Annotated in this window: 26 protein-coding genes; 17 read left to right on the top strand and 9 right to left on the bottom strand. The window is 65.6% G+C overall.

What is annotated here, in order from left to right:
• Positions 1-25 precede the first annotated feature (25 nt).
• Together mftD and mftE are read right to left on the bottom strand one after the other, a co-directional pair.
• Positions 26-1,252, bottom strand: coding sequence for a pre-mycofactocin synthase MftD (mftD, locus tag LKE06_RS21915; protein WP_228001218.1), 1,227 nt, complete (start codon positions 1,250-1,252; stop codon positions 26-28).
• Positions 1,249-1,953, bottom strand: coding sequence for a mycofactocin biosynthesis peptidyl-dipeptidase MftE (gene mftE, locus LKE06_RS21910; RefSeq protein ID WP_228001217.1), 705 nt, complete (start codon positions 1,951-1,953; stop codon positions 1,249-1,251). The genes mftD and mftE overlap by 4 nt, the downstream gene beginning before the upstream one ends.
• Positions 1,954-1,993: 40 nt before the next feature.
• Between mftE and mftR the strand changes: the two genes are divergently transcribed.
• The 6 genes from mftR (at position 1,994) to LKE06_RS21880 (ending at position 7,339) form a co-directional block, all read left to right on the top strand.
• Complete coding sequence (gene mftR / locus LKE06_RS21905; RefSeq protein ID WP_228001216.1) at positions 1,994-2,596, top strand: mycofactocin system transcriptional regulator MftR; 603 nt, start codon at positions 1,994-1,996, stop codon at positions 2,594-2,596.
• Between the two features lie 134 nt (positions 2,597-2,730).
• Positions 2,731-3,639 (top strand): STAS domain-containing protein, encoded by a 909-nt coding sequence (locus LKE06_RS21900; RefSeq protein ID WP_228001215.1) that lies wholly within the window; start codon positions 2,731-2,733, stop codon positions 3,637-3,639.
• 12 nt (positions 3,640-3,651) lie between these two features.
• Positions 3,652-4,041, top strand: coding sequence for an STAS domain-containing protein (locus LKE06_RS21895; protein ID WP_228001214.1), 390 nt, complete (start codon positions 3,652-3,654; stop codon positions 4,039-4,041).
• A complete protein-coding gene (locus LKE06_RS21890; RefSeq protein WP_228001213.1) occupies positions 4,019-4,444 on the top strand; it encodes an ATP-binding protein in 426 nt (141 codons plus the stop codon). The genes LKE06_RS21895 and LKE06_RS21890 overlap by 23 nt, the downstream gene beginning before the upstream one ends.
• Positions 4,437-5,063 (top strand): SpoIIE family protein phosphatase, encoded by a 627-nt coding sequence (locus tag LKE06_RS21885; protein WP_228001212.1) that lies wholly within the window; start codon positions 4,437-4,439, stop codon positions 5,061-5,063. Before LKE06_RS21890 ends, LKE06_RS21885 begins: the two co-directional genes overlap by 8 nt.
• Positions 5,060-7,339 carry a SpoIIE family protein phosphatase gene (locus LKE06_RS21880; protein WP_228001211.1) on the top strand — a complete coding sequence of 760 codons (2,280 nt, stop codon included), beginning with the start codon at positions 5,060-5,062 and terminating at the stop codon, positions 7,337-7,339. The genes LKE06_RS21885 and LKE06_RS21880 overlap by 4 nt, the downstream gene beginning before the upstream one ends.
• Before the next feature lie 6 nt (positions 7,340-7,345).
• On the opposite strand, the gene LKE06_RS21875 is transcribed toward LKE06_RS21880, so the two are convergent.
• The gene (locus tag LKE06_RS21875; protein ID WP_228001210.1) at positions 7,346-8,146 is read right to left on the bottom strand and encodes a crotonase/enoyl-CoA hydratase family protein; all 801 of its coding nucleotides are present in this window, start codon (positions 8,144-8,146) and stop codon (positions 7,346-7,348) included.
• A gap of 264 nt (positions 8,147-8,410) precedes the next feature.
• On the opposite strand from LKE06_RS21875, the gene LKE06_RS21870 reads away from it, so the two are divergent.
• On the top strand, positions 8,411-8,749 hold the full coding sequence (locus tag LKE06_RS21870) for an STAS domain-containing protein (protein WP_228001299.1): 339 nt from the start codon (positions 8,411-8,413) through the stop codon (positions 8,747-8,749).
• Positions 8,750-8,863: 114 nt separating this feature from the next.
• On the opposite strand, the gene LKE06_RS21865 is transcribed toward LKE06_RS21870, so the two are convergent.
• The gene (locus LKE06_RS21865) at positions 8,864-9,901 is read right to left on the bottom strand and encodes an LLM class F420-dependent oxidoreductase (RefSeq protein ID WP_228001209.1); all 1,038 of its coding nucleotides are present in this window, start codon (positions 9,899-9,901) and stop codon (positions 8,864-8,866) included.
• A 116-nt stretch (positions 9,902-10,017) separates the two neighbouring features.
• Between LKE06_RS21865 and LKE06_RS21860 the strand changes: the two genes are divergently transcribed.
• From LKE06_RS21860 to LKE06_RS21835, 6 genes are all read left to right on the top strand, one after another.
• Positions 10,018-10,677, top strand: a complete 660-nt coding sequence (locus tag LKE06_RS21860; RefSeq protein ID WP_228001208.1) for a cyclodeaminase/cyclohydrolase family protein — start codon at positions 10,018-10,020, stop codon at positions 10,675-10,677.
• Positions 10,678-10,837: 160 nt separating this feature from the next.
• Positions 10,838-11,587, top strand: a complete 750-nt coding sequence (locus LKE06_RS21855) for a L,D-transpeptidase (RefSeq protein ID WP_228001207.1) — start codon at positions 10,838-10,840, stop codon at positions 11,585-11,587.
• 119 nt (positions 11,588-11,706) lie between these two features.
• The gene (locus LKE06_RS21850; RefSeq protein ID WP_228001206.1) at positions 11,707-12,426 is read left to right on the top strand and encodes a DUF8176 domain-containing protein; all 720 of its coding nucleotides are present in this window, start codon (positions 11,707-11,709) and stop codon (positions 12,424-12,426) included.
• Positions 12,427-12,631: 205 nt separating this feature from the next.
• Positions 12,632-13,084: a CBS domain-containing protein gene (locus LKE06_RS21845; protein WP_228001205.1), complete on the top strand. Its 453-nt coding sequence runs from the start codon at positions 12,632-12,634 to the stop codon at positions 13,082-13,084.
• A gap of 28 nt (positions 13,085-13,112) precedes the next feature.
• Entirely contained in the window at positions 13,113-14,402 is a 1,290-nt protein-coding gene (locus LKE06_RS21840; RefSeq protein WP_228001204.1) for an ArsB/NhaD family transporter, read from the top strand.
• A 43-nt stretch (positions 14,403-14,445) separates the two neighbouring features.
• Positions 14,446-14,997, top strand: a complete 552-nt coding sequence (locus tag LKE06_RS21835) for a TerD family protein (protein WP_228001203.1) — start codon at positions 14,446-14,448, stop codon at positions 14,995-14,997.
• A 288-nt stretch (positions 14,998-15,285) separates the two neighbouring features.
• On the opposite strand, the gene LKE06_RS21830 is transcribed toward LKE06_RS21835, so the two are convergent.
• Complete coding sequence (locus LKE06_RS21830) at positions 15,286-16,140, bottom strand: bifunctional 5,10-methylenetetrahydrofolate dehydrogenase/5,10-methenyltetrahydrofolate cyclohydrolase (protein ID WP_228001202.1); 855 nt, start codon at positions 16,138-16,140, stop codon at positions 15,286-15,288.
• A 163-nt stretch (positions 16,141-16,303) separates the two neighbouring features.
• On the opposite strand from LKE06_RS21830, the gene LKE06_RS21825 reads away from it, so the two are divergent.
• Complete coding sequence (locus LKE06_RS21825; RefSeq protein WP_228001201.1) at positions 16,304-17,176, top strand: YdcF family protein; 873 nt, start codon at positions 16,304-16,306, stop codon at positions 17,174-17,176.
• A 54-nt stretch (positions 17,177-17,230) separates the two neighbouring features.
• Entirely contained in the window at positions 17,231-18,061 is an 831-nt protein-coding gene (locus LKE06_RS21820) for a putative protein N(5)-glutamine methyltransferase (protein WP_228001200.1), read from the top strand.
• A gap of 147 nt (positions 18,062-18,208) precedes the next feature.
• On the opposite strand, the gene LKE06_RS21815 is transcribed toward LKE06_RS21820, so the two are convergent.
• From LKE06_RS21815 to LKE06_RS21805, 3 genes are read right to left on the bottom strand one after another with little or no spacing between them, the layout of a single operon-like run.
• Positions 18,209-19,135, bottom strand: coding sequence for a short-chain dehydrogenase/reductase (locus tag LKE06_RS21815; RefSeq protein WP_228001298.1), 927 nt, complete (start codon positions 19,133-19,135; stop codon positions 18,209-18,211).
• 42 nt (positions 19,136-19,177) lie between these two features.
• Positions 19,178-20,251: a PDR/VanB family oxidoreductase gene (locus LKE06_RS21810; protein WP_228001199.1), complete on the bottom strand. Its 1,074-nt coding sequence runs from the start codon at positions 20,249-20,251 to the stop codon at positions 19,178-19,180.
• Positions 20,248-21,123 carry a metal-dependent hydrolase gene (locus tag LKE06_RS21805; RefSeq protein ID WP_228001198.1) on the bottom strand — a complete coding sequence of 292 codons (876 nt, stop codon included), beginning with the start codon at positions 21,121-21,123 and terminating at the stop codon, positions 20,248-20,250. The genes LKE06_RS21810 and LKE06_RS21805 overlap by 4 nt, the downstream gene beginning before the upstream one ends.
• A gap of 44 nt (positions 21,124-21,167) precedes the next feature.
• Here LKE06_RS21805 and LKE06_RS21800 point away from each other — a divergent pair, with 44 nt between their 5' ends.
• Together LKE06_RS21800 and LKE06_RS21795 are read left to right on the top strand one after the other, a co-directional pair.
• Complete coding sequence (locus tag LKE06_RS21800) at positions 21,168-21,872, top strand: TetR/AcrR family transcriptional regulator (RefSeq protein ID WP_228001197.1); 705 nt, start codon at positions 21,168-21,170, stop codon at positions 21,870-21,872.
• A gap of 481 nt (positions 21,873-22,353) precedes the next feature.
• A complete protein-coding gene (locus LKE06_RS21795; protein WP_228001196.1) occupies positions 22,354-22,743 on the top strand; it encodes a hypothetical protein in 390 nt (129 codons plus the stop codon).
• A gap of 135 nt (positions 22,744-22,878) precedes the next feature.
• Here LKE06_RS21795 and LKE06_RS21790 read toward each other — a convergent pair whose 3' ends face one another.
• Complete coding sequence (locus LKE06_RS21790; RefSeq protein ID WP_228001195.1) at positions 22,879-24,732, bottom strand: hypothetical protein; 1,854 nt, start codon at positions 24,730-24,732, stop codon at positions 22,879-22,881.
• Positions 24,733-24,917: the final 185 nt, after the last annotated feature.

Raw genomic sequence — 24,917 nt, 5'->3', positions numbered from 1 at the left:
GGACGGCCATCGTCCGGTCAGCCGTTTATCCGGAAACGCCCGCCTCCGATACCGGGCGCACCGGTAGGTCGACCGGGCGGGCCGGAATACCGAGCGCACGCTCGAAGCCCTCGGGCACGACCAGGTCCGACCGGTCCAGCTCCAGCACCGACGTCTTACGCAGCCCGAGCAGCGCCGAATCGATGCCGCCACGCAGGATGTCGAGGACGTTCTCGACACCGGCCTGACCGTTGGCGGCCAGACCCCACAGGTAGGCGCGGCCGATCATCACCGCGCGGGCACCGAGCGCGACCGCCTTCACGACATCGCTACCGCGGCGAATGCCGCCGTCGAGGACCACATCGATCTGGGATCCGACGGCGTCGGCGACCACGGGCAGGGCGCGGATCGCGGCCGGGGTGCCGTCGAGGTTGTTGCCGCCGTGGTTGGACACCGAGATGGCGGCGACGCCGGAATCGACCGCGCACAGTGCGTCATCCACCCGCATCACGCCCTTGAGCATCACCGGGCCCTTCCACTGCTCGCAGATCCAGCGCACGTCGTCCCAGTCGGGCGCGGGAGTGCCCATCCATTCGCCGTAGGCGCCGAAGAATCCAGGGGCCGCGCCGTCGCCGATGACCATATTCGGCGCGGTGAGGTCGGGAATACGGCCCGACTTGAGATAGGTACTCAACCAGCGCGGCTTGATGATGGTCTGCGGGGCGAATCGAACCATCGCCCGCAAATCGAGCTTTTCCGGGATCACCGGGCTGCCCCAGTCTCGACCGTGTGAGAACGACCAGTCCAGGGTGAGGATCAGACCCACGGCGCCGGCCGCCTCGGCCCGCTCCATCCGCTGGGCGATCTCGTCTTTGCTTCCGCACCAATACAACTGGAAGAAGGTTGACGGATTGGCCGCGATCACCTCTTCGATCGGCTTGCTGGCAAAGGAACTCAGCCCCATGGCAATGCCCCGGGCGGCCGCGGCGCGCGCGACCGCCACCTCGCCATCGGGGTGTACCGCCTGCACACCGGTCGGCGAAATCATCACCGGCATCGAAAGCTGTTGCCCCAGTACGGTTGTCGACTGGTCGCGGTCGCCGATCGGACCGGCGGCGTGCGGCGCGAAGCCCAACTCGGTGAATGCCTGCTGGTTCTCCTCGATGGTCTGACCGCGCTCCGATCCGGCGATCAGCGCGCCGTACACGGATTTGGGCAGTCGCTTCTTGGCGCGACGCTGCGCCTCCGCGACTGTTTCGAACCACGGGTTCATGTTCCGGTCCTTTCCTGGGAAGCGGCCGGCCACCACAGCCGGGTTCGGTCGTTCAGGTCGGTAGTCAGCCGCGCGAGCAGCGCGGCCCCTTCGTCCGCGGTCGCGCCTGCCGGGTCGCCGAGGACGCCATTGGCGCTCACCGCGCGAACTCCCCCGGCGCGCAACAGCGGCAGGATCTCGGCCAGCGGCCGGATGTCGCCGGCCACGGCGTGTTCGGCGCGCACCCGCTGCGGCGCCAGGGCGAGTGCCATCGAGGTCTCGGAGCGTCCAGCATGTGGATCGCCGCGATATCGGGGCATGTACACGCGCACGTCACGCGATTCGCCACGCAGTGACTCGCCCGCCCTGCGTAGCGGTTCGACGTTGCCGCCGTGCCCATTGACCAGCAGGATTCGGTCGAAGGTTTCGGTGGCCGAGCGACACAGTTCCACGATCAGCAGCTCCAGCGCGGCCTGCCCGATCGAGAGGGTGCCAGGAAATCCGGCGTGCTCGCCGCTGGCCCCATACGAAATCGCAGGCGCGACAAGCACATCCGGCCGCATCTGGGCGAGGCGGGTGCACAGTGCCACCGCGATATCGGTATCGGTGGACAACGGCAGGTGCGGGCCGTGCTGTTCGGTCGCTCCGACCGGCACCGCGAGGATCACACCCGCGGCGGCACGCGCGCCCGCCTCGGGCCATGTGAGATCCGCCACCACCATGCCGCGAGATTATCGTCAGTCACTGACATAATCAATACCCGTGACACCTGAGCCGAACCGCGCGGCACGTGGCCGCCCCCGTGGCACCGACAAACGCCAGCTCGAACTGATCGCCATGCGATTGTTCACCGAACAGGGCTTCGACGAGACCACCGTCGAACAGATCGCCGCTGCGGCGGGCATCAGCGGACGCACCTTCTTCCGCTACTTCCCCACGAAGGCGGAGGTGCTCTGGTCACAGTTCGACGAGGAGGTCACCGCCCTGCACGCGGCCTTCGCCACGGTGCCCGATGACGTCGCTATGATGACCGCTGTGCGACGAGTTGTGGTGAACGCCAACCGATATCGCGCCGAGGATGTCCCCGAGCTGCGCACCAGGATGCACCTGATCGGCGCGGTCCCCGCGCTGGCCGCCACGGCGGGGCCACACTATGACGCCTGGGAACGCGCGGTCAGCGCCTTCGCCGCGCGACGGCTCGGCCAGCCCGAGGACGCGCTGATCCCGCTTGCCGTCGGGCGCACCACACTGGCCGCCGCGCGCGCGGCTTTCGACGCCTGGCTCGCCCGCGCCGACGCCGATCTCACCGTTTACCTCGACGAGGCGCTGGTCGGCCTGGCACGTGGTTTCGGCACGACGTCGTGAAATCAGGCAAACTACTTGGGACAACCGGCAGGTTTCGTCGGCAACACTGGCGGGGTATGACTAGGCTCGTGTTCGGCTCACGGCCGAACGCGCACTGTATCCCGACCCACCCGTCGAAAGGGGCTGGAGTTTCAATGTCCGAGGTGTCCATGAGCCTTTCGGCAGATTCCCTGCCCGTAGGACCAGTCGACAATCTGCTTCCGCAGCTGGTCGAGCACCTACGGCAGAACCGCACCGGGCTACGTGAAGAGTGGGCGAGGCGCATTACCGAGGCCCAGCTCCTGACCGCCATGACCCCGGAGGAAATCTTCTCCGAGGCGACCTCCATGTACGACAACTACGTCGAGGTGCTCGTGACCGGCAGCGTCGAGGCGCTGCAGGCATATGCCCGCGACCTGTCCGAGCGCATTATTCCGAGAGGAGTCGAGACCGACGAGGTCCTCGGCATCGTTCTCCTCCTGCGCGACGTGCTGGCCCGCTCGCTGTTCGAGAAATACCAGGCCGACTTCGAGCTGCTCAACGCCGTACTCGACGCCTACGAACCGGCCGCCAATCGCATCGCGAGCACTGTGGCCATCTCGTTCGTGCAGGAGCGCGAGCGCGTTATCCGCCAGCAGCAGGAAGCCATTCGTGAGCTGTCTACTCCGGTGTTGCAGGTGCGCGAGCAACTGCTCATCCTGCCGATCATCGGCGTGCTCGACAGCCAGCGCGCCCGCCAGCTCACCGAGCAGTTACTCCGCGCGATCCGCGCCAATCGCGCCAAGGTCGTCGTCATCGACATCACCGGTGTGCCCGCGATCGACTCCGTGGTCGCAAACCATCTGGTACAGACCGTCGACGCGTCCGGCCTGATGGGCGCGAACGTGATCATCACCGGTCTGTCCTCGGAGATCGCGCTGACGCTGGTGACCATCGGGCTCGACCTGTCGAAGATGAACGCGGTCGGCGACCTGCAGGGCGGCATCGAAGAGGCCGAGCGCCTGCTCGGATACGAGGTAACCCGAGTGACCGACCGGTTGCTCACCGAACGCGACGGTCGCTGATCAGGCCAACTGATGCCGGTTCCCATACTGAAGCAAGGCACATATCTCATTGCCTCGGTCCAGTCAGCGCTGACCGACGCCGATACCGAGCGCCTGCAGGACGACCTGATGAAACAGGTCAGCAAATACCGGGCGCACGGCATAATCGTCGACGTCACGGCCATCGACGTAATGGACTCGTTCGCCGCGAGATCGCTGCGCACCATCGCGCATATGACCCAGCTACGCGGGGCCGAAACGGTCATCGTCGGCCTGCAGCCCGAGGTCGCGTTCGCCATGGTGCAGCTCGGGCTCACGTTCGAAGACATGCACACCGCCCTCGATCTCGAGGAGGGCCTCGCCTGGCTGAACCGCAAGGCTCCAGCCCGTCGCCAGCGAGATGGTCGTGACAGTGGCCGCTGAGAACTTGGTGATCGCGGTCAAGGTGTCCGGTGACATTGTGATCGCACGACAGGCCGGACGTGAACTGGCCGCCAAGCTCGGTTTTTCCCTGACCGACCGCACCATGATCTCGACCGCGATCTCCGAGATCGCCCGCAATATCACCAGTTACGCGGGCAGCGGCGAGATCAGGTTGCTGGTCGACGATCGAGAGGGTCGTCAGGCGCTGGTGGTACAGGCCGAGGACCGGGGGCCGGGGATTCTCGATATCGCCCGCGCACTGGATGACGGCTACTCGACCGGACGCGGCCTCGGCTTGGGCCTACCCGGTGCACGACGATTGATGGACCGGCTGATCGTTGATTCGACACCTGGCCGCGGCACGTTGGTGGAGATGTGGAAGTGGGTACCCAACGGTGCATGAAGCTGGTTTCATCGGCCGGATCGAGTGGGCGGTGGCCGGTCGACCGTTGTCTGGGCAACAGGTCTCCGGTGATCGCTGCGCCATTCTCGACGTCGGAGACGGCGGCGTGCTGTTCGCCGTATTGGACGGACTCGGGCACGGCACCGCGGCCGCCGATGCCGCGGACCGCGCTACCCGGGTGCTCGCCGAAAATCGTGCCGAACCATTGGATGTGCTGATGGTGCTGTGTCATCGGGCCATGGCCGGCACTCGCGGTGCCGCAGTATCTTTGGCCCAGTTCGGCACCGCGGACTCGGTGCACTGGCTCGGCGTGGGCAATGTCGAATCACAGGTGCTCACCGCGGGTCCGATCGGTCTGGACATCCGCGCGACGGTGCTGCTGACCGGCGGCATCGTCGGCTATCGGCTACCACAGAATCTGCAACCGCAGACCATTTCGGTACGTCCAGGCGATCTACTGTTGATGTCCACCGATGGCATCGTCATCGAATCCCCCAGCACCATCGACCTTTCGAAGTCCACCGCCGAGATCACCGCGGACATCCTCGCCAAGCATGCCAAGGACACCGATGATGCCCTGGTGCTCGCCGCGCGGCATCGAGGTGGTCCGGCGACATGACCGCTGCGCTGGCCGCATTCCGAGACGCCTACGCCGATGCGCTACGGCGGCACTTGGATTCGCCCACGCAAGCCGGCCTCGCCGAGGGTTATGAACTCGGTCGCCGCGCCCTTGTAGAAGGCGTCAGCCTGCTCGATCTCACCGAAAACCACTTCCGGGTGGTGCAGGGCGCCCAACAACCGGCCGATGAACGTGACGCCAAACTCGACGAGACCGCGCTCGAATTCCTGCTACAGACCCTCGCCGCACTCGATATCGCCACCCGCGGCTTCCTCGACGGCAACCGCCGCTATGAACAACAGCGTTCCCGCGCGGATGACCTCGCGGGACGCGACGCTTTTCGCACCGCGCTGGTGGAATCGTTGCAGGACGGCTTCTTCGTCGCCGACTCGCACGGCACCGTTGTCGAGGTCAATTCCGCCTTCGGTGCGCTGACCGGGTACGGCGCCGCCGATATCCCCTATCCGCTGCCGCACCCGTGGGCGATGCCCGACAGCCCGCGCTATCCCGATCTCGGCACCGAAGCACAGCGCTTCGTCATTCCGATCCAGCATCGCGACGGCCGTATCGTGTGGCTCGCGGTGAGCACGAGCGCGCTGATCAAGCCCGAGAACAACGAGCAGATCTTCGTCGGCACCATTCGTGATGTCACCGCCGAACATGATGCCCAGGCTCGCGATCAGGCGGCATCGCGGCTGGCCACCGCGGTCGGGGCGGCCACAAGCGTGGTGGAGGTACTGGCCGTTGGACTGGACGAATTGCGACGAACCGTCGGCGCGGAAACGGCGGTGGTAGAGGTTTGGCCCAGCCGCAATACCGGCCCGGAGGTCTACGTCTCCGGCGACGCTCAGTACTCCGAACAGCGGTCGAACGGCGCACCCGCGACTCCCGTGCTGGACAATCGCGCCCAAGCTCTCCTCGACCGCGCGCGGCGCAGGCCCGGACGCAGCCTGATCGCGATTCCGGAGGGCATCGAAAGTTCCGAGGGCATCGTCGCTCCGCTCGGCGAGACCGGCGACGCCGCGCTGTGGTTGCGCTTCGCCGCGCCACGCGCCATCAGCGCCGCGGACTGGACATTGTTCTCACTGCTGATCGGACACCTCAGTCTGGCAGTGCAGCGGGCACGCAACTTCGATCAAGCTCGCTCCACCTCGCTGACGTTGCAGCGCGCCATGCTCGGCCCCATCGAACTGCCACCGCGGTTCTCCGTGCATTACGAGCCCGCGTTGCCGCCGTTGGAGATCGGTGGCGACTGGTATGACGTGGTGCCGCTGCGCGATGGGACGATCGGCATCGTGGTCGGCGACTGTGTCGGGCGAGGTTTGTCGGCCGCAGTGGTGATGGGGCAATTGCGCACGGCAGCAAAGACTTTGCTACTCGGTGGAGCCGGGCCGGGGCAGTTGCTCGCCGAACTCGACACCGTGGCGGCACGCATCCCCGGCGCCATGTGCACCACGGTGTGCGCTGCGGTGCTCGACCCGGTGCGTGGGCTGGTCCGCTACAGCAGCGCCGGGCATATGCCGCCGATTCTGGCCGATGTGGGCACGCCGGGACGGCTACTCGAGGGCGGCAGGGCGGTGCCACTGGCCACCTTTGATACACCACGGCGTCCTGAGGCCACCACCGCATTATCTCCCGGGTCGACACTCGTACTGTTCACCGACGGACTCGTCGAACAGCGTGGTGTCGACATCGACGACAGCTTCGCCAAGATCTGTGCGGTGCTCGCGGATACCGGCGACCGGCTCCCCCGTGAGGTGGCCGACGCGGTGCTGTCGCGGCTGCGCCCCGCCGCGGGCTACGACGACGATGTCGCGATGGTGGTGTACCGGCAACCGCCGGCCCCCCTGCGCCTGGACCTGCCCGCCACCGCGGATCAACTCATCGCGGTGCGCCGCAGCCTGAAGGCCTGGCTCGCGGCGGCGGCCGTCCCGCACGATCTGGCTTCGGACCTGGTGGCCGCCGCGAACGAGGCGTCGAGCAACAGCATCGAACACGCATACCGGGACGACGAGCAGCGCCGTGTGGCACTGACGGCGGAATGCGATACCCAATCAGTGGTCATCGTGGTCACCGACACCGGCACCTGGAAGCCGCGCTCCGCGGATCCCGGACACCGCGGCCGCGGCATCGACATGATGCGCGCCTTGACCGAGGAACTCGAGATCGACCACACCCCCACGGGCACCCGCGTCCGCATGTCGATAACCCTGCCCGCGATCAAATCGCCGGTAGCGAATCCGCTGCGCGGCACGAACCGGCAGATCACGAGGTAGCGCCGGTTATTCTCCGGTGAACCGCGGCGGCCGCTTCTCGACGAAGGCGGTCGCCGCCTCGTGATGGTCGGCGGTGTGGTGCGCGAGGGCCTGCATCGATGCCGCCAGCTCGAGGTGACCGTTCAGACTCTGGGACTGCCCCTCCTGGATCAGCTTCTTGGTCATGCGGAGCACGTGCGGCGGGTTGACGGCGATGCTCGCGGCCAATTCGCCCGCACGGGCAAGTAGGTCCGCCGGCTCGACGACTTCGGACACCATGCCCCATTCGGCCGCCGTGCCGGCATCGATCGCGGCCCCGGTGAAAGCCATCTGGTTGGCTCGCGCCAGGCCGACAACACGCGGCAGGAACCAGGCGCCGCCGTCACCCGGGATCAGCCCGACCCGGACAAAGCTTTCGGCGAATACGGCGGTGGTGGACGCGATCCGCAAGTCGCACATCAAGGCGAGGTCGCAGCCCGCACCGATCGCGGGCCCGTTCACCGCCGCGATAGTGGGCACCTCGCACGCCGAGATGCTGCGCGGAATCCGTTGCACACCATGGCGATACCCTTGCCGTATCTGTGCGGGCGAGCCGCCGAACATACCGCTTCGCTGCTGCATGTGTTTGACGTTCCCGCCGGAGGAGAACGTGGTCCCCGCACCCGTGAGCACCACGGCCCGCACCGAGAGATCGGCATTGACGGCGTCGACAGCGTCCTCGATGGCACCGATGATGTCCTCGTCGGTGATGACGTTGCGCGTCTGCGGACGATTCAAGGTCCATGTCACGACATCATCGACGCGACTGACCAGGAGCGGATCGCTCATATTCATGACTCCAATTCGGATAGGACGATGCCGACGTCGACGATAAACAGTCCGTCGGCCCTCACCGTGCCAGGGTTGCGGTCGAATTCCGCAACTGCTTGGGTGATCCCCGCTGCCACCAGCAGGTACGGTAGGTTCGCGCGAACAGAAATTCCTTGCGGTTCGCGGCACTTCCGGAGTCGGTGCGGCAAGATCGGGCGGTTCATGGCAGATTGTGATGATGTGACCAATTCTTCCGGAGACGCGTATCCCCTCGCGGACACAATGACCACCACGGTGACAATGCCCGACGGCGCGACGGTGCTGACGGTGGCCGGCGAGGTCGACCTGGCAACGGCGTCCGCGCTGGAAGCCGCCATCGAGGGCATTCTGGGTGGCAAACCGGCGGCCCTGATCATCGACCTGACCGCGGTCAGCTTTCTCGCCTCGGCGGGCATGGCCGCACTCGTCGGGGCACATCAGCGGGCCGGAGAGGCGACAGCCATCGCCGTTGTCGCCGATGGCCCCGCGACCAGTCGCCAGCTGAAGATGACGAACCTGGATCAGGTATTCGCATTGCATTCGAGTCTGGACCAGGCTCTGGCCGCATTCCGCGAATCCTGAAGTCCGGCAGGCCGACAGCTCGCGGCCCGGGCCGTCACCGCGCCCGAGGCAATGGCGGCGGACAGTTCGCGTCGAACTGTCCGCCGCCGTATCGGGGCGAACCGCGTCCAATCCTCAGCAGAGTTCGCGCAACTGCTCGACCAACTTGACCCGCTCCGCCGCGGTGGCGGCCATCGGGACGACGTTCAACACGGTGACGCCCGCCTCGGCGAACGCGGCGATACGCTCCTTGACGTAGCCTGCGGGGCCGACGAGGGAGATGGCGCTAACGAGGTCGTCCGGGACGACCTTCGCGGCCTCTTCCTTCTTGCCCGCCAGGTACAGCTCCTGGATACGATCAGCCTCGGCGCCGTAACCATATTTGGTTGCCAGTGCGTGGTAGAAGTTCTGGCCCTTCGCACCCATGCCGCCGATATAGAGCGCGAGGTGCGGTTTCACGAATTCCAGTAGCGGCGTGACGTTTTCGCCGATCGCCAATGCGGGTCCGGCATACACATCCAGCGCGCCCAGAACCGGATCACGCTTGGCTAGGCCGGCATCGAGCGATTCGCCCCATATTTCCTTCGCCTTTTCCGGGAGGAAGAAGATCGGCTGCCAGCCTTCGGCGATCTCGGCGGCCAGCTGTACGTTCTTCGGGCCGAGAGCCGCGAGCAGCACCGGAATACGTTCGCGCAGCGGGTGATTGATCAGCTTGAGCGGTTTGCCGAGGCCGGTGCCCTCGTCTGCGGGCAGCGGGATCTTGTAGTACTTGCCGTCGTACTCGAGGCGCTCGCGACGCCACACCTTGCGGCAGATCTCCACGAGTTCCCTGGTGCGCCCGATCGGCGCGTCGTAGGCCACGCCGTGGAATCCTTCGATCACCTGCGGGCCCGAAGCGCCGAGGCCGAGCACGAAGCGACCGTCGGACACGAAATCCAGGCCCGCCGCGGTCATCGCGGTCAGGCTGGGGGTGCGGGTGTAGATCTGCAGAATGCCCGATGCGAGTTGCAACCGGGTCGTTTTGGCAGCCAGGTAGCCGAGGGCGCTGACGGCGTCGAAGGAGTACGCCTCGGGGACGAAGACAACGTCCAAGCCGGCCTGCTCCAGGTCGGCCACTTCTGCCGCGGCCTCTTTGAAACCGCCTGAGTAGTTGATGCCCAATCCGATCCGCATAGCACTCAACATAACCGCAGCTACGGACCGGGCATGCACCGGCCACCCGCGCGCGAGCGGTAGCGTATTCGCGATAGTTCCCGTTGTCGCCGAAGGAAAACGAAAGGCTACCCGCCGTGTCGCAGCCCACCACGTCATCCAAGGAAACTGCGCCCTCTTTCGGCGGGGCCACTCTCGGGCAATACCTGGCCGACTTGGCCGCGAAGGTCCCCGCACCCGGCGGCGGCGCGGTCGCCGCGCTACATGCCGCACAGGGCGCGGCGTTGGTGGCCATGGTCGCGCGCTACACCACCCGGGCCAAGGATGTCGAGCACCGCCCGATCATCGACCGCATTATCGAGGCCGCCGACGCCGCACGCGATCGCGCGATCGCCCTCGCCGACGCCGATGCGGCCGCCTTCACCGCGGTCGGTGCGGCCTACAAGCTGCCGAAGACCACCCCCGAGGAACTCGCCGGACGCACCGAGGCGATTACCGCCGCTCTGGTTCAGGCCGCGCGGGTGCCTGCCGCGGTCGTCGACGAGGCCGATGAGATCCTGTCGCTCGCGGCGGAGCTGCTCCCGATCGGCAACCCCAACGTCGTCACCGATATCGGCGCGGCGGCCGATGCCGCTCGCGCCGCAGCGACGAGCTCCCAGCTCAATATCGAGATCAACGTCGCGTCCCTGCGCGCCGAACAGGGCGACCGATTCGCCGCCGTACTAGTGCGTGTCGAGGAGATCATGGCGCGCGCCGACGGCCTGCACGCCGACGTGCTGCACGCCGTACGCAGCTGACCGGCACGGCGGAATTTTATCTACACCGCACGTAGCGAGATCACTGCCCGCCGGAACAGGCACGCGTACACGCCTGCCGTTACTCTTTCGGTACCTCGTGTTGATCATGAAGTCCTAAAATGGATCTCTGCCTACCACACCGTCTAGAAGGGGTGGAGCCATGAGGAGCGTGCTTCGCTACATTTTCCTCGTGATCATGGTGCTGGCCTTGGCCACATTCGGATCCGGAGCGGCATTCGCCACATCCATCGGGACGTCATCAGCCGACAAAATCGCGGCTGTGAGACCATCGGCCGACCAGCAGGTCGGCGTCGCGCACCCGGTCACGATCCGGTTCACCACAGCCGTCGCGGATCGTGCCCGCACCGAGCGAACCGTCGACATCAAGTCCACACAATCGCTCGCGGGCACTTTCGCATGGCAGAGCGATCGCGAATTGACCTGGACGCCAACGGGATTCCTGCCTGCCAGTGCACCCATATCGGTGCAGATAGGCAATGCGCGCACCGAATTCCGAACCAATGCCGGTGTTGTGGGTGACGCCGACATGTCGAATCACACCTTTACCGTCACCGTCGGCGGTGTCGCCCGAACCATGCCGGCCTCGATGGGGAAACCGGGTTATGAGACCCCGACAGGAACCTTCCCGATTCTCGAGAAGTTCCGTTCCGTGGTCTTCGACTCGCGCACCATCGGCATCCCGCTGAGCTCGCCCGAGGGGTACGTCATCAATGGCGAATACGCCGAACGTCTCACGTGGGGTGGCGTTTTCGTACACTCCGCGCCTTGGTCGGTGGATTCACAAGGTAATTCGAATGTCAGTCACGGCTGTATCAATCTCGCCCCGGATGACGCGACGTGGTACTACGAAATGGCTGGTGTCGGTGACCCGGTCACCGTGCACTGGTAGAGGTCACGATGGACGGGCGCCGTTCGAGCCCGTTACTTGCATTGCGCCGCATCCACAGTATTCTGCGGAGCTATCGAAAGGGAACGAACCTGACGGTATGAGCTGATGAAGGCGGGGAGATGGATCGACCGGGTATGCGCACGCGGCCGAAGAAGCCCGATTGGGGTGACCGGTCCGAGTGGATCGACCCGCTACCGCCCGCACAGCAGCCAGCGCACAAGCCCACTCCGGACTACTCCTATGCCGACAGCGATGTTTTCGACCGGATGATCGATCGGTCCCGGGTGCGACGGTGGTACCAGCTTCCGTCGAGCCGTCGCCGATGGGTTCCCGCACTGATCGGGTTCCTGGCAGCGTCCGCGGTCCTGGTCACCGTATTCCTACTGTTGCGCTCTGCCCCGGCACCGGCCCCCACCGCAGCACCGAATCCGTCGCCGCCCGCCCGACCGGCACTCACGCCAACGGCGGAATGCCCGGCCCGATCGGTAGGCAACATCATTCAAGGCAACGGCCAGGGTGGGGCGGATTCCGGTCCCGCTGTCATCCTCGCGTTCCAGTACGCCTATTACGTCTCCCGTTCCAGCGAGTTGGCCCGCACGGTGGTAGCGCCTGACGCCGCCGTCTCCCCCGCCCCCGAAATCCAGCAGGGCATCGACACCATCCCGGCGGGCACCACGCACTGCGTCACCATCACCCCCGGCGCGTTCGCCGGCCAATACCTCGTCCGGATCAGCGAATACCGCCCCGGTATCAAAGCTGTCGCCTATAACGCCCAACTGGTGACCACCGCCCGTAGCGGCGACCAAACCCTGATAACCGCCATCGCGGCGGCCCAGTAGCCCTACGCCGGGTTTGCCCTCGCTCGATCTTTACGGCATCTTTACGGGTGGTGCGCCGGGAAGTCTGGTCGGCAAACCCGACCCGTATCGCGGGCCGGGAGGTCCGGCGATGGGAAGTTCCTGGTGCGCGCGCTCAACTCCGGTGTGACCATGGACGGCGACGGATATCGGTCGGCAACTGCACGACGGGTCGTATCGTGCTGGTATGCAGGCAAGTCAGATAGCCGAGGATTATCCCGCAGTGCCGGTGGACTCCGATGCGCTGGCCGCGGCGAAGCTGCTGGCCGAACATCGGCTACCTGGGATCGTGGTGGTCGATGGCAATTCGGCTCCGCTCGCGGTGCTACCCGCCTCGCAGGTGGTGCGTTTCCTGGTGCCGGGCTATGTGCTCGACGATCCATCGCTGGCCGGTGTGTTGTCGGAGTCGGTGGCCGATCGGGTCGCGGAAGCGTTGCGTGGCAAGACCGTTGGCGAACTGCTGCCGGAATCGAAATCGAAGGTAGTGGTGCCGGTGGCACGTGCCGACGACACCGTGGTGGAAGTGGCCGCCTTGATGGCGCGGTGCCGGTCCCCGCTGGTCGCGGTTGTCGACGAGAAGCGGATAGTCGGGGTGATCACCGCGTCCCGCCTGCTCCAAGTCGCGCTTTCGGCGACATAAGTCGCGCCTGCCGGACGGGTGACCCACGATGACCGCGGTCGCGGTCGTCGTGTTCGTGGTGGCGTATGCGCTGATAGCCACCGAACGCATCCACAAGACCACGGCCGCGCTCGGTGGCGCGGCGGTCATTCTGGCGTTCGGGGTACTCGATTCCGAGCAAGCGTTCTACTCCCACGACACCGGTGTCGACTGGGATGTCATCCTGCTCTTGTTCGGGATGATGGTCATCGTCGGAATCCTGCGCCAGACCGGAGTTTTCGAGTACACGGCGATCTGGGCGGCCAAGCGCGCCAAGGGATCTCCGGCACGAATCATGATCATGCTGGTGTTGATCACCGCGGTCGCGTCGGCGTTTCTGGACAATGTCACCACCATCCTGTTGATCGCGCCGGTCACCCTGCTGGTGTGCGACCGGCTCGGCATCCGGCCCGCGCCATTTCTGATCGCCGAGGTATTCGCATCGAATATCGGCGGCGCGGCCACGCTGATCGGAGATCCGCCCAACATCATTATCGGCAGCCGAAGCGGGTTGTCGTTCAACGACTTCCTGGTGCACATGATGCCGATCGTGGTCATCGAACTGGTCGTGTTCACCCTGATTCTGCCGGTGCTGTTCCGTGGCTCGTTCGACGCCGACCCCGGCCGCATCGCCGATGTAATGGCACTCGACGAGCGCGAAGCGATCCGGGATCGACCGCTGCTGATCAAATGTGGCGCGGTCCTGCTGGCCGTGTTCTGCGGCTTCGTCGGCCATTCGGTCCTGCACATTGCCCCGGCGGTAGTGGCGCTACTCGGCGCGGGTGTGCTGGTACTGATCTCCGGTGTCGAGTCCGAGGACTACCTGTCCGGTGTCGAATGGGAGACGTTGCTGTTCTTCGCGGGACTGTTCGTGATGGTCGGGGCGCTCGTCGAAACCGGTGTGGTGGCGAGGATGGCCCAGTGGGCCGCCGACGCCACCCACGGCGACGCGCTGGTGGCGGTGCTGCTGATTTTGGTGGTATCCGCGCTGTTGTCGGGGATCATCGACAACATTCCGTATGTGGCGACGATGAGCCCGCTGGTCGCCGACCTCGCCGCGGGCGTCGACAACCCTATACATGCCGATGCGCTGTGGTGGTCGCTGACGCTGGGCGCGGACTTCGGTGGCAACCTCACCGCCGTCGGCGCCAGCGCCAATGTGGTGATGCTCGGCATCGCGGTGCGAGCCGGTGCGCCGGTTTCGTTCTGGGAGTTCACCCGCAAAGGTGCGGTCGTCACCGCCGTCACCGTCATTGTCGCGGCGCCGTATCTGTGGCTGCGCTATTTCGTTCTGAGCTGACAACCAGGCGACAACGACGCCGCCCCGACCGATAGGATCGATAATGTTCATCACGCTTCGAGACGAGAGCGGGACCGCACTCGACTATGTCACCATGGCGCTGGGTTGGGATCCGGTCCGCACCCGCCGCAGGCCCGGCTCACGAAGCAAAGACATCGATCTGAACGCGGCCGCACTGTTGTTCGCCGGGAACGCGATCGCCGATGTCGTTTACCACGAACAGCTCATCTCCCGGGACGGTTCGGTGCGTCACCTCGGGGACAGCACGACCGGAGAAGGCAAGGGCGACAACGAGATAATCACAGTCGACCTCACTCGATTGGCACCGGAGGTCACCACGGTGATCTTCGTCGTGACGTCGTACACGGGTCAAACCTTCGAGCAGATCGAGAACGCGTTCTGCCGCGCCATCGACGGCGTCTCCGGCATCGAAATCGCCCGCTATGACCTCAGCGGCGGCGGCGCCTACACCGGCCTGGTAATGGGCAGAGTGGTTCGCGCGGACGGGTTTTGGCAATTCGAGTCGATCGGCGAGGGGATACGGGCACAGCACCCGGTTGAAGCGGTGGCACAGCTGACGGCCTTCGTGATGTAGCCAGGCGGCGCCGATTCGGATGTCAGCCGCCCACCAGGCGGCTCGGGCATCAGCCTGGGGCAGTTCATGCTGCTGAGACCGTTCGCCCCGGATGCCGCGATCGCCTCTCAGCAGCTGAGCGCCTCGACATCGCCCGGACGGACACCCCCGCCGACTGTATGAAGCAGCAACACACTACGAGAACGCGCGCATCCCTTCGCCCGGTCATCGAGCTATCGGCGACTGCGACGCCACTACACGACAACCACCGCACCGGCGGTTCACATCATTGGCGAGTCGTCTGCGAATTCAGGCGCGGCGAGCGTTTTCGGCGGCGGTGACGACGTGCCGCATGAGCAAGGCCGTGGTGACGGGGCCGACGCCGCCGGGGACGGGGCTGAGGGCGGATGCTTTAGCGCGCACGGAGTCCGCTTCGACATCGCCGACGATTTTGCCGTCGGGGGCTTCGTTGGTGCCGACGTCGACGACGACCGCGCCCTCGCGGATGTGTTTACCGGTGACGAGGCCGATGCGGCCCGCGGCGGCTACGACGATGTCGGCGGTGGCGGTTACCGAGGGGAGATCGGCGGTGCGGGAGTGGGCGATGGTGACCGTCGCGTTTTCGGCGAGCAACAACTGCGCCAGCGGCTTGCCGACGATATTGGAACGCCCGACTACCGTCACATTTCGACCCGACAGCATGATCTGGTGCTGCTTCAGGAGTTCCACGACCGCCTCGGAGGTGGCGGGGACGAAACCCTCGAGGCCGCTGGCCAGTAGCCCGAGCGACAGCGGGCTGACGCCGTCGACGTCCTTGGTCGCGGCGATCGAGGAGCTGACGTCATCGAGAGTGATGCCGGCGGGCAGGGGCGTCTGCAACATGATCGCGTCGGTGGACGCGGCGGCGCTGTGCGCCTCCAGTTCGGCCCGGATTGCGGCCACAGTCGCATCGGCACCGAGATCGACTGTCTCACAAGCGATTCCGATCCGCTCGGCGGCCTTGCGCAGCGAGTTCACATACCAGGCGCTGGCCGGATCGTCATTGGCCACGATCAGGGCCAGTCGCGGCGCGGTCCCGCTCGCGGTGAGCACGGCAGCGCGCACTTTGGTGTCGGCATTGATGGCGGCGGCGAGTTCCTTGCCGGTCAGCGAAACGGTATCCACGTTGTGACAGCCTAATAGGCGCCGTGAAATAAACCGCGCACTACGCCAAGCAATTACCGGCATATGGCCGATACCAGTCGTATCGTGATGGTTGCTTGCCACCGGCTAACTGCCAGCTGACTTACCGAATGCCCCGTTCATGCGTGGAAAGGTGTCGACTGTAGTGAAGATCTCGAGGCATTGGAAGACCACGGTCGCGACGACGTTCGCGATCGTAACCATCACCGGCCTGGTCGGCGGCCCCGCTCAGGCGGCCCCGGACCCCGACGCTCTCTATAACTCCGCCCAGCGCAACTTCACCGACGGCAACGACGACGCAGGGCGATCGGAGCTGCGCGAACTGATCGGCGCCGATCCCACCGACGCCGAAGCACTGTCCCTGCAGGCCATCTGGTCGCATTACGCGGGCGACCTGCCCGCACTGACCGATGCCATGGCCCGACTGAGCGTGGTCGATCCGGGCATGGCGGCGGGAACCAACAATGTGATCGGCGCGGTCACCGCCGCGGTCGGCACCCTACCGAACCCGCTTCCGGCGATCGTTGGTCCGCAAACCGGGATCGTCGTACTCGGCTACGGCTTGCTGCCCGACGGCGCCCTGCGTCCGGAGCTGGTCAACCGTCTGACGGCGGCCTGGCTACAGGCGATCGCCTCGCCGTTCTCGCCGGTGGTTGTCACCGGCGGCAACCCTCAGAACGGTATTACCGAGGCCGAGGCCATGCGCAACTGGCTGGTCGGTAAGGGCCTGCCCGCCAACCGGATCAGTGTCGAGTCGCGCGCCGGTTCGACGGTGCAGAACGCCCTGTTCAGCACCAATATGCTGCGTGATCTCGGCGCGAACAGCGCGGTCGTGGTGACCTCTCCCAACCACATTCGCCGCGCGGTCGCCGACTTCATCGTCGCGGGCACTCGCGTGGTCGGCGCGACCACCTCGCTGGAACAGTTGGCCTCACAGCTGCTACCGCCCGCCAAGCAGAACCAGCGCGGTATCTATCTCGACGCCACCCGCACATTCCAGCTGGCCACCGCGCGCTAGTCCGGCGGATATCGACTGGCCTGCTCCGGTCCGGCACGGCAGGATGTCCAGGTGATGTCACCGGGAAGTACCGATCTCGTCGCGCGGCTACGCGCGGCCGGCAGCGTATTCGCCGAGGAAGAGGCGGCGCTGCTGGCCGCGGCGGCCGCGGACACCGGCATCGATCTGGAAACCCTGGTTACACAACGCGTTTCGGGGACACCATTGGAATACCTGGTGGGCTGGGCCGAATTTCACGGAATGCGAATCGCGCTCACCCCCGGAGTATTCGTACCCAGGCAGCGCACCGCGTTTCTCGTCGACCAGGCGGCAGCGCTGGCTCGCGGATACAGGCACCCCGTGGCGGTCGACTTATGTTGCGGCTCCGGCGCATTGGGGCTCGCACTGGCCACCATCCTCGCAGCCGACGGGATAGCGATCGACCTCGCGGCCGCCGATATAGAACCCACCGCGGTCGAATGCGCCCGCCGCAATCTCACCCCCATCGGCGCATCGGTCTATCAGGGCGACCTCTTCGAGCCGCTCCCCCGCGACCTGCGCGGCCGCATAGACGTTCTACTCGCGAATATTCCATACGTGCCGTCCGGGATGATCGCCCGGATGCCTCCGGAGGCACGCGATTACGAGCCACGCACCGCACTCGACGGCGGCCCGGACGGCCTGGACATCTTCCGCCGCGTCGTCGAGGACGCCCGAATCTGGCTCGCGCCCGGCGGTCACCTCCTGGTCGAATCCAGCACGCAACAGGCACCGCTGGCCACCGCGATACTGGCCGAACACGGTTTCCGCGCCGATGTCACCGAGTCCGATGAGCTCTATGCCACGGTTGTAATCGGCCATATCAACGCCGGTCGTGAGGTGTTCAGGGCTTCTTGCGGCCGGTGAATTCGTCCATGGAGTGATAGATACCGACGGAGTTGAGGAACAGGTCATGCGGCTTGGTCGGGAGCAGACCGGAAATCGCTTTGTTCAGGCGCCAGTGTTGATATGCCCGGCATCTTCCCCGCCGAGTCCTGAACCCGATCCGGCGGTTCACCTATCGCGAATCGGACTCTTCGACCGCTGTTGGAGATAACGCTCTTCGACGCGATTGATCAACGCGCGCACACCTTCGTCGTCGGCGAGGTACTGGTCGAGAACGACATTGACAGCGCCACGCAACAGGGCATAAGCCTCCCATTGCACTGGTGCGATGGTTCGGGCCGCCCGGCAGGCGATGCCCGAGGCGATCGACTCGGCGGCTTCGCTCACAGTGATGCGACGGTCCAATGGCCACGGCAGCAGCGTCGCCACCTCCGCCCCGAGTTCGTCCTCGTCCAGGGTGTCGTGCGTCATCGCGGTATCGACGACGCCGAAATACGCGACCCCCGCCGTCGCGCCGACCGCGGCGAGTTCCACGCGCAATGCCCGACCGAACTGTTCGACAGCGGCCTTACTCACCATGTACGGCGATCCGGCCATGCCGGGCGCGAAGGCCGCGGCCGAGGACACCACAACAACATGGCCCCCGACCGCGATAATGTCCTCCAGTGCCGGGTGCACCGTATTGAAAACGCCGGTGAGGTTGATCCCGATCACCCGGTCGAAATCCGCTGGGTTCATGGTTCTGATGGTCGCCGGGCGCGGAACCACGCCGGCATTCGCGACCACCACATCGATTCGGCCGAACCGCTCACGAACCCGGGAGATGGCCTCGCGCATACCGATTCGATCGGACACGTCCGCCCGCAGGACGAGCGCCCGCTCACCCATCGAGCGCCCGACCCGCGCGACGGCGGGCTGGTCGATGTCGATCAAGGCAACAAACGCACCTGCGCCATAGAGTTGTTCGGCCAGCGCGCGCCCGATGCCGGTGCCCGCGCCGGTAATGACGACCACCCGATCGTGAACATCGAACTCCGTACCGGAGCCCATCGGTAATCTCAGCACTTGACGGGCGAGGCCGAATACGAAGCTCATCACACCTCTATCTTGCTCCAGCATTCCCGCCACGCCAATGGTTTACAGATCCAGTTCCAATTCGCCGCTGCGCGAGCGCGACACGCAGGTGAGCATCGAACCGTCACGGTCACCGCCGGTCGGCACCCGATCGCGGTGATCGACCTCGCCCGCCAGGACTCCCGCCCGGCAGGTACCGCAGAACCCCTGCTGGCAGGAGTACGCGACACCGGGCACAACCCGCCGGATCGCCGTCAGCGCGGATTCGTCGGCGGCGACGTCGACCTCGGTCGCGCTGCGGCGCAATCGAATACGAAATGACCTGCCATCGCGTACCGGCACCGCCGAGAACCGCTCGGTATGTAGCGACGCCGTCGGGTCGTGTAGCGACAGCACCTCTCGCGCGGCCTCGGCCAGCGCGGGCGGACCGCACACATACACCGCGGCGCCGGTGGGCGTCTGCGAGAAGATCATCCGCGGATCCGGCGTCCCGAACTCGTCGTCCGGTCGCACCACCACATCGCCGCCGGTGTAGCCCGCCAGCTCGCACAGGAACGGCATCCGCTCCCGTTGACGCCCGAAGTACATCAGCCGCCATGGTATTCGGGCGCGCTCGGCCTCCGTCAGCATCGGCAGGATGGGGGTGATCCCGATGCCGCCGGCCACGAAGAGATATTCCGACGCCGAAATCAATGGGAAGGCATTGCGCGGCCCGCGCACCGTCAGTCGGTCACCGGCGCGCAGTTGCTCGTGGATCTCTCGAGAACCGCCGCCACCATTGTCCAAGCGGCGCACCGCGATTCGATAGCGGCACCGGTCGGCCGGGTCGCTATTGAGCGAATATTGCCGTTGCCGTCCGGACGGGAGGAACACGTCGATATGCGCGCCCGGCGTCCACGCGGGCAGCGGCGCACCGTCTGGGTCGCGCAGCTCCAGGCTGACCACCCCGTCCGCCTCCGGCGTAATCCGGCCGATTTCGACCTCGAAGTCGTATCCGGAGTGGCGCACCGGGCGCGGATGCGAAAGTAACCGGGCGGCATCGCCTTCGACGAAAACGCGTTTGTAGGCGTCCACCGCCGAGGCGATCATTCGCAGCCCCGCGCCGGGCCGAAACCCCGACCCGACCCGCGCGGTCATGCGTTCGCCGCCCGCGCGGCGGGCGATTGCGCGAGATAGCGCAGCGCATTGTCCATCGGGCCGAGCTGAGAGGGATGGAAGCCCGGCCGCAGGTAGCGCGGGATCTCGGTCAGGAAGGTGGTGGCGCTCGGCACCAGGCCGCGCACCGACGCACCGGCCAGTTGCAGCGGCCACCACCATCTCCCCTTGTTCGGAGAGGGATCACACTGGAACAGGTACCCGCCCGAAATCACGAACAGCACAAGCAATCCGCCACTGGCGATCAGCGCCTGACGTGCTTTGCGCCCGTAGCCGCCGTCCAGATACATATACGCGTCGTAGACCACGCTACGATGCTCGACTTCCTCGGCGCCGTGCCAGCGGATGAGATCCAGCATCGCCGGATGCATCCCCTTGGCCTCGAGCTTGTCATTGGTCAGCAGCCACTCCCCGATGACGGCGGTGTAGTGCTCCATACCGGCGAACAGCGCAAGCCGTTCGCACAACCATTCACGCTTGGCGCGGCCGGTCAGCCCGTGGTCGCCGAGTACCCGATCGATCAGCCAGCCAACGCTGTCCACCATCGGCGCGACGTCGAGCCCGAGCCTTTCCAGCTGGCGGCGCGCCTTCTCATGAGACCCCGCGTGCATAGTCTCCTGACCGATGAAACCGCGGACCTTCTCGCGTAATCGTTCGTCCTCGATCAGCGGCAGCGCTTCGGTGAGCGCCTGCGCCATCGCGCGTTCGCCTTCGGGCAGAACGAGGTGCATCACATTGATGACGTGCGTCGCCATCACTTCGCCGGGGATGTAATGCATTGGCACCGTGTCGAAATCGAAGTCGACGTCCCGCGCGTGGATCGCATGCGCCTGGTCGGTGTAGGCAGCGGACATACATTGAATGTATTTCTGCTATCAGTTGATGTCAACATCACATGATGTCAACTTCTGGCTCGTGGCAGGATCGAGACATGGACGCCGAATCCGACGGATCAATACCGGGCATGCGCCGCTGGCGTGGCCGCCCGCCCGCTGACCGGATCGCCGCGCGCCGCGAACAGCTCATCGAGGCTGCCATCGAGCTGATGGCCACCATCGGCGCCGCGGAAACCTCCATGCGCGGAGTCTGCAGGCAGGCCGGGCTGACCGAGCGCTATTTCTACGAGAGCTTCCCAAACCTCGACGCACTGTTCACCACCGCGCTGGAGACGGTCGTCAACGACGCCCGCGACCAGCTCCTCGCGGCACTGGCCACCGCACCTGCCGACCCGGAAAAGCTTTTCCTCCATGCGATTTCAGCATTCACAGACTACATCGTCGAGGATCGAAGACGCGGCAGGATCATGTTTGTGGAATCCCAGACAACGCGCGTGCTCGGCGACCGCGGCTATGAGCTCATCGAGCAGTTCACCACTCCGATCGCGCTGACTATCGGACTCGGGACCGACGGGCAACCGGTACCGGACCCCTCGGACATCGCCCTGAACTCGCACGCGATCTTCGGCGCGATGGCCTACATGTACCGTCCATGGCTCGATGGAGCCATCGACATGTCGCGAGAACGGTTCGACAACCACGCGACCAGGGTGCTGCGCAACATCGCGGACGCGCGCTCGTCTGAGTCGTCCACTACGGCGGGTTAGCTTCTACCGCAACATAGTTGAAGTTTCGACACCATCCGGTCGAGTCCGTTGGGACCGGTCGAGTCACGAGCGCGTAGCTCGCAGTGCAGTCACTCACAATCCACTGGGTGGCACACCATCTCAGCACCCCGAGCGGTGCCGTCCAGCGAGTCATCTGTAAATTCGCCAGACTTCGCGGCTGCCAAATTTTTGGTGCTGGTCACCGGCGCGTTCACGCTGTCGCCGCTCACACCGATACGGTTTCTCGGCCTCGGCATGATCATCGACGCCACCTGGTCCGGATGCTGCTGGCCCCGGTTTTGGTGAAGTTGATGGCCGCACCAACTTGTGGCTACCCGGGACGGGCGGTCCGCTTCGCCCGAGTGTAGCCGTCGTCGAGCGGACTTCGCGGACCCCGCCCAGTGAATCTGCGTCCATATGGAACCGGCCGGTAATCCGGTGCGTCTCTATCTACAACGCCGACCACTGGAAGGACGACCCCATGGCTGTGGACAGCGCATTCGGTGCCTACATCGAGGATGCGAAGACCGGGACGTTGCGGGTGCGGATGCAGCCGCGGGCTTTCATCGATATCGACAGGGCCTGCCAGGAGTTGATCACCGATCTCGCCACCGCGCAGAACGACGCCCGTGCGTTCAGCGAGCAGGCTCGCTGGGGGCTCGGCGAGGACAGTCCTCGACTGTGGTCCGCGATAGAACTGGTGAAGCTGTTGCGCGAGAAGGCTTTCGGCGGATCCAACAACGCCTACGACACCCTGGGCGACTATCTCGCGGTGGCCACCGAAATTCAGGCGTTGCTCGCGACCGTCCGCGATACCTTCGAACGCACCGACGACGACTTCGCCAGGCGGCTGCACGAGATCAGACCATGAGGGTCCGCCCGCCCCCTGCGGTCTTCCCTATTGCGGCGACCGCGCTCGTGCTGATCACCGGATGCGGTGGCGGAATTCCCCGATGGCCAAGAGCGATGACACGTGAGATCGCCGCCATCGACCGCATGCCGGCGCTCAATTGTCGTAGGACGCGACGCCGACGGGACCGACGCCGAGGCATATGTCCAGTCCTGGTGTGTGAGCACCGATCCGAAGGGCGGAACCGCTACCGACCACACGCACGAAAACGGTATTCAGGCCCTGTTGAACTGGGGCCACGACCGGTTCACCGTGTTCGAAGGATACGGTGATCTCACCGTCCCGACTCGCGAGATAGTTGAGTTGGGCCGTCCATTCGTGCTCGAGCATCGGGCCGTCGAGCGGTACGTCGATGGGCTGGGCACGGTCGATCCGGTAGCCGCAGTCCGGGTCAGGGCCTGGTCGGATGCTTCGGTTCCACCAGACCGCCGCTTCGACGATTTCACCGGTATCGGTGATCATCCGCAGGTGCGGTGTCGAATCGGCGAAGGTTCCCCGAGGTGTGATGGGCGCGAGCACCCGGCTTGTCAGATTCTGCGGGTATGCCAATGGACTCAGGACATTCCACGGCACCTCCTGATCGAGCAGGGGTACGCCATCCCATTCGCTAAGTGCCGAATTCACGGTGGTGACATATGTTTTCGTCGGCCCGGCGCGCCACGATCGAAAGAACGTATGCGTGGACCAGAGACTGCTTGCGACGAATACCAGCACGAACGCGATCGCCACACACGGGCCGGGACGAGACGCGTCCGCTCGCCACGACGTCCGCGCGGGCGCACGCAGCAGCAGCGCACCGGCGGCGGTCAGCACCACCGCTACGTCGGCGAGGTAGCGCAGGGACTGCATCAGTTCGGTCGCGGTATTCGGGCCACTGCGCGCCAGGGCCACCGGTAGCTGAGCCACCAGGATGTATGCCGCAACCACCAACCAGACCGGCCCCACCCGAATCCGTGCCCGCATCGACACCACGACCACCGCACCCAGCACCACCCATGCCGCCGCCACCGCCCACCACGGCGCATTCGCCCACGGAGTCGACGGCAGCCACCGCTCCCAGATCCACGGCCCGCCGAGCAGGGTCGGCACAATACCGCTCGACGTCGCACGCGGCAGCAACTGCCTCAATTCATCCGGACTGCTGTGCACTGCGGCCACGTTCACCACCGTGAGGTATCCCGGCAACCAGCAGGCGAGCACCAGGCCGGATCCGATCCACAGTGCGCGACCTCGTCGGGCCACTACTCGAATCGGTGCCGCGTCGCCGTCGACGTGCCGAGCGAGCGCGGCGACGGCGAACGCGACGAATGCGACGATCACCGATTTCTCGAAGAACAGCAGCGCCACCACCAGCACCGCGATCCCCGAGATGGCGTAGCGGCGTCGACCGGTGCGATCCAGCAGCACCGCGTCGGCGATCACCCAGGCGAGTGCGAATTGCAGCGGCAAGGCATTCAGCGCGGCGGCCCACCATGCGAACGCGGGCAGTGTCAACGGGGAGAACAGATAGAACACCAGCGGGATCAGGATCTTCCACCGCACCCCCACCAGCACGATCAGCATCCGCAGCACGGCTAACGATGCCGCGAGTTGAAGTATCAGTGTCGACGCCACCGGCCCGGCCCATGTCAGCGGCGCGACCGCGGTCACCACCCAGGCCGTGGCGAAGGCGAGCGGCATGAAGTGCCCGTCGTGGTTGTACAGCAACAGATCCGTCGACCACAGCGGATATTTCGCCGCCCGGCTCACCAGGATGAGATCGTCCCAATAGAAGAACCCACCCCCGGCCACCCACCATCGGATTGCCAACTGCGCGATGATGACGCACCCTGCCGCGACAACCACTGGTGGCACGTTCCGCAACTGCCCAAGCAGCCGGGTCGTCGCCGATGTCGCCGCCTGTCTCGGGACGCGCACGGACCTCGGCAACCCGATCTCGGCGGTGTCCATGGGATCCCACCGTAGTCCCGACGACATGGAGCGAGCGATGACGGGCAATGGTCCAGATACGCGGGGAGGCACGTGACCAGGCTCACGATCCGGTTCCGATATCTCGCCGTAGATACCGCTGACCAGCAACTTCCGCGGAGTTCATGTACGGAGCGGTAGAAAAATCGGGTGTTTTCTGTCGGTGC

This window comes from Nocardia australiensis (assembly GCF_020733705.1).
Taxonomy (GTDB): domain Bacteria; phylum Actinomycetota; class Actinomycetes; order Mycobacteriales; family Mycobacteriaceae; genus Nocardia; species Nocardia australiensis.
Note: the sequence above shows the minus strand (reverse complement) of the source record. Positions and strands in the feature narration are given on the sequence as shown.

Bases quoted from the DNA above. Each gene is read 5' to 3' on its own strand.
- LKE06_RS21855 (WP_228001207.1), top strand. From the start codon at position 10,838: ATGAGGAGCGTGCTTCGCTACATTTTCCTCGTGATCATGGTGCTGGCC.
- LKE06_RS21815 (WP_228001298.1), bottom strand. From the start codon at position 19,135: ATGAGCTTCGTATTCGGCCTCGCCCGTCAAGTGCTGAGATTACCGATG.
- LKE06_RS21850 (WP_228001206.1), top strand. From the start codon at position 11,707: ATGGATCGACCGGGTATGCGCACGCGGCCGAAGAAGCCCGATTGGGGT.
- LKE06_RS21895 (WP_228001214.1), top strand. From the start codon at position 3,652: ATGCCGGTTCCCATACTGAAGCAAGGCACATATCTCATTGCCTCGGTC.
- LKE06_RS21875 (WP_228001210.1), bottom strand. From the start codon at position 8,146: ATGAGCGATCCGCTCCTGGTCAGTCGCGTCGATGATGTCGTGACATGG.
- LKE06_RS21900 (WP_228001215.1), top strand. From the start codon at position 2,731: ATGTCCGAGGTGTCCATGAGCCTTTCGGCAGATTCCCTGCCCGTAGGA.
- LKE06_RS21845 (WP_228001205.1), top strand. From the start codon at position 12,632: ATGCAGGCAAGTCAGATAGCCGAGGATTATCCCGCAGTGCCGGTGGAC.
- LKE06_RS21865 (WP_228001209.1), bottom strand. From the start codon at position 9,901: ATGCGGATCGGATTGGGCATCAACTACTCAGGCGGTTTCAAAGAGGCC.
- LKE06_RS21790 (WP_228001195.1), bottom strand. From the start codon at position 24,732: ATGGACACCGCCGAGATCGGGTTGCCGAGGTCCGTGCGCGTCCCGAGA.
- LKE06_RS21800 (WP_228001197.1), top strand. From the start codon at position 21,168: ATGTCAACTTCTGGCTCGTGGCAGGATCGAGACATGGACGCCGAATCC.
- LKE06_RS21890 (WP_228001213.1), top strand. From the start codon at position 4,019: ATGGTCGTGACAGTGGCCGCTGAGAACTTGGTGATCGCGGTCAAGGTG.
- mftD (WP_228001218.1), bottom strand. From the start codon at position 1,252: ATGAACCCGTGGTTCGAAACAGTCGCGGAGGCGCAGCGTCGCGCCAAG.
- LKE06_RS21805 (WP_228001198.1), bottom strand. From the start codon at position 21,123: ATGTCCGCTGCCTACACCGACCAGGCGCATGCGATCCACGCGCGGGAC.
- LKE06_RS21820 (WP_228001200.1), top strand. From the start codon at position 17,231: ATGTCACCGGGAAGTACCGATCTCGTCGCGCGGCTACGCGCGGCCGGC.
- LKE06_RS21880 (WP_228001211.1), top strand. From the start codon at position 5,060: ATGACCGCTGCGCTGGCCGCATTCCGAGACGCCTACGCCGATGCGCTA.
- LKE06_RS21840 (WP_228001204.1), top strand. From the start codon at position 13,113: ATGACCGCGGTCGCGGTCGTCGTGTTCGTGGTGGCGTATGCGCTGATA.
- LKE06_RS21870 (WP_228001299.1), top strand. From the start codon at position 8,411: ATGACCACCACGGTGACAATGCCCGACGGCGCGACGGTGCTGACGGTG.
- LKE06_RS21795 (WP_228001196.1), top strand. From the start codon at position 22,354: ATGGCTGTGGACAGCGCATTCGGTGCCTACATCGAGGATGCGAAGACC.
- LKE06_RS21810 (WP_228001199.1), bottom strand. From the start codon at position 20,251: ATGACCGCGCGGGTCGGGTCGGGGTTTCGGCCCGGCGCGGGGCTGCGA.
- LKE06_RS21835 (WP_228001203.1), top strand. From the start codon at position 14,446: ATGTTCATCACGCTTCGAGACGAGAGCGGGACCGCACTCGACTATGTC.
- mftE (WP_228001217.1), bottom strand. From the start codon at position 1,953: ATGGTGGTGGCGGATCTCACATGGCCCGAGGCGGGCGCGCGTGCCGCC.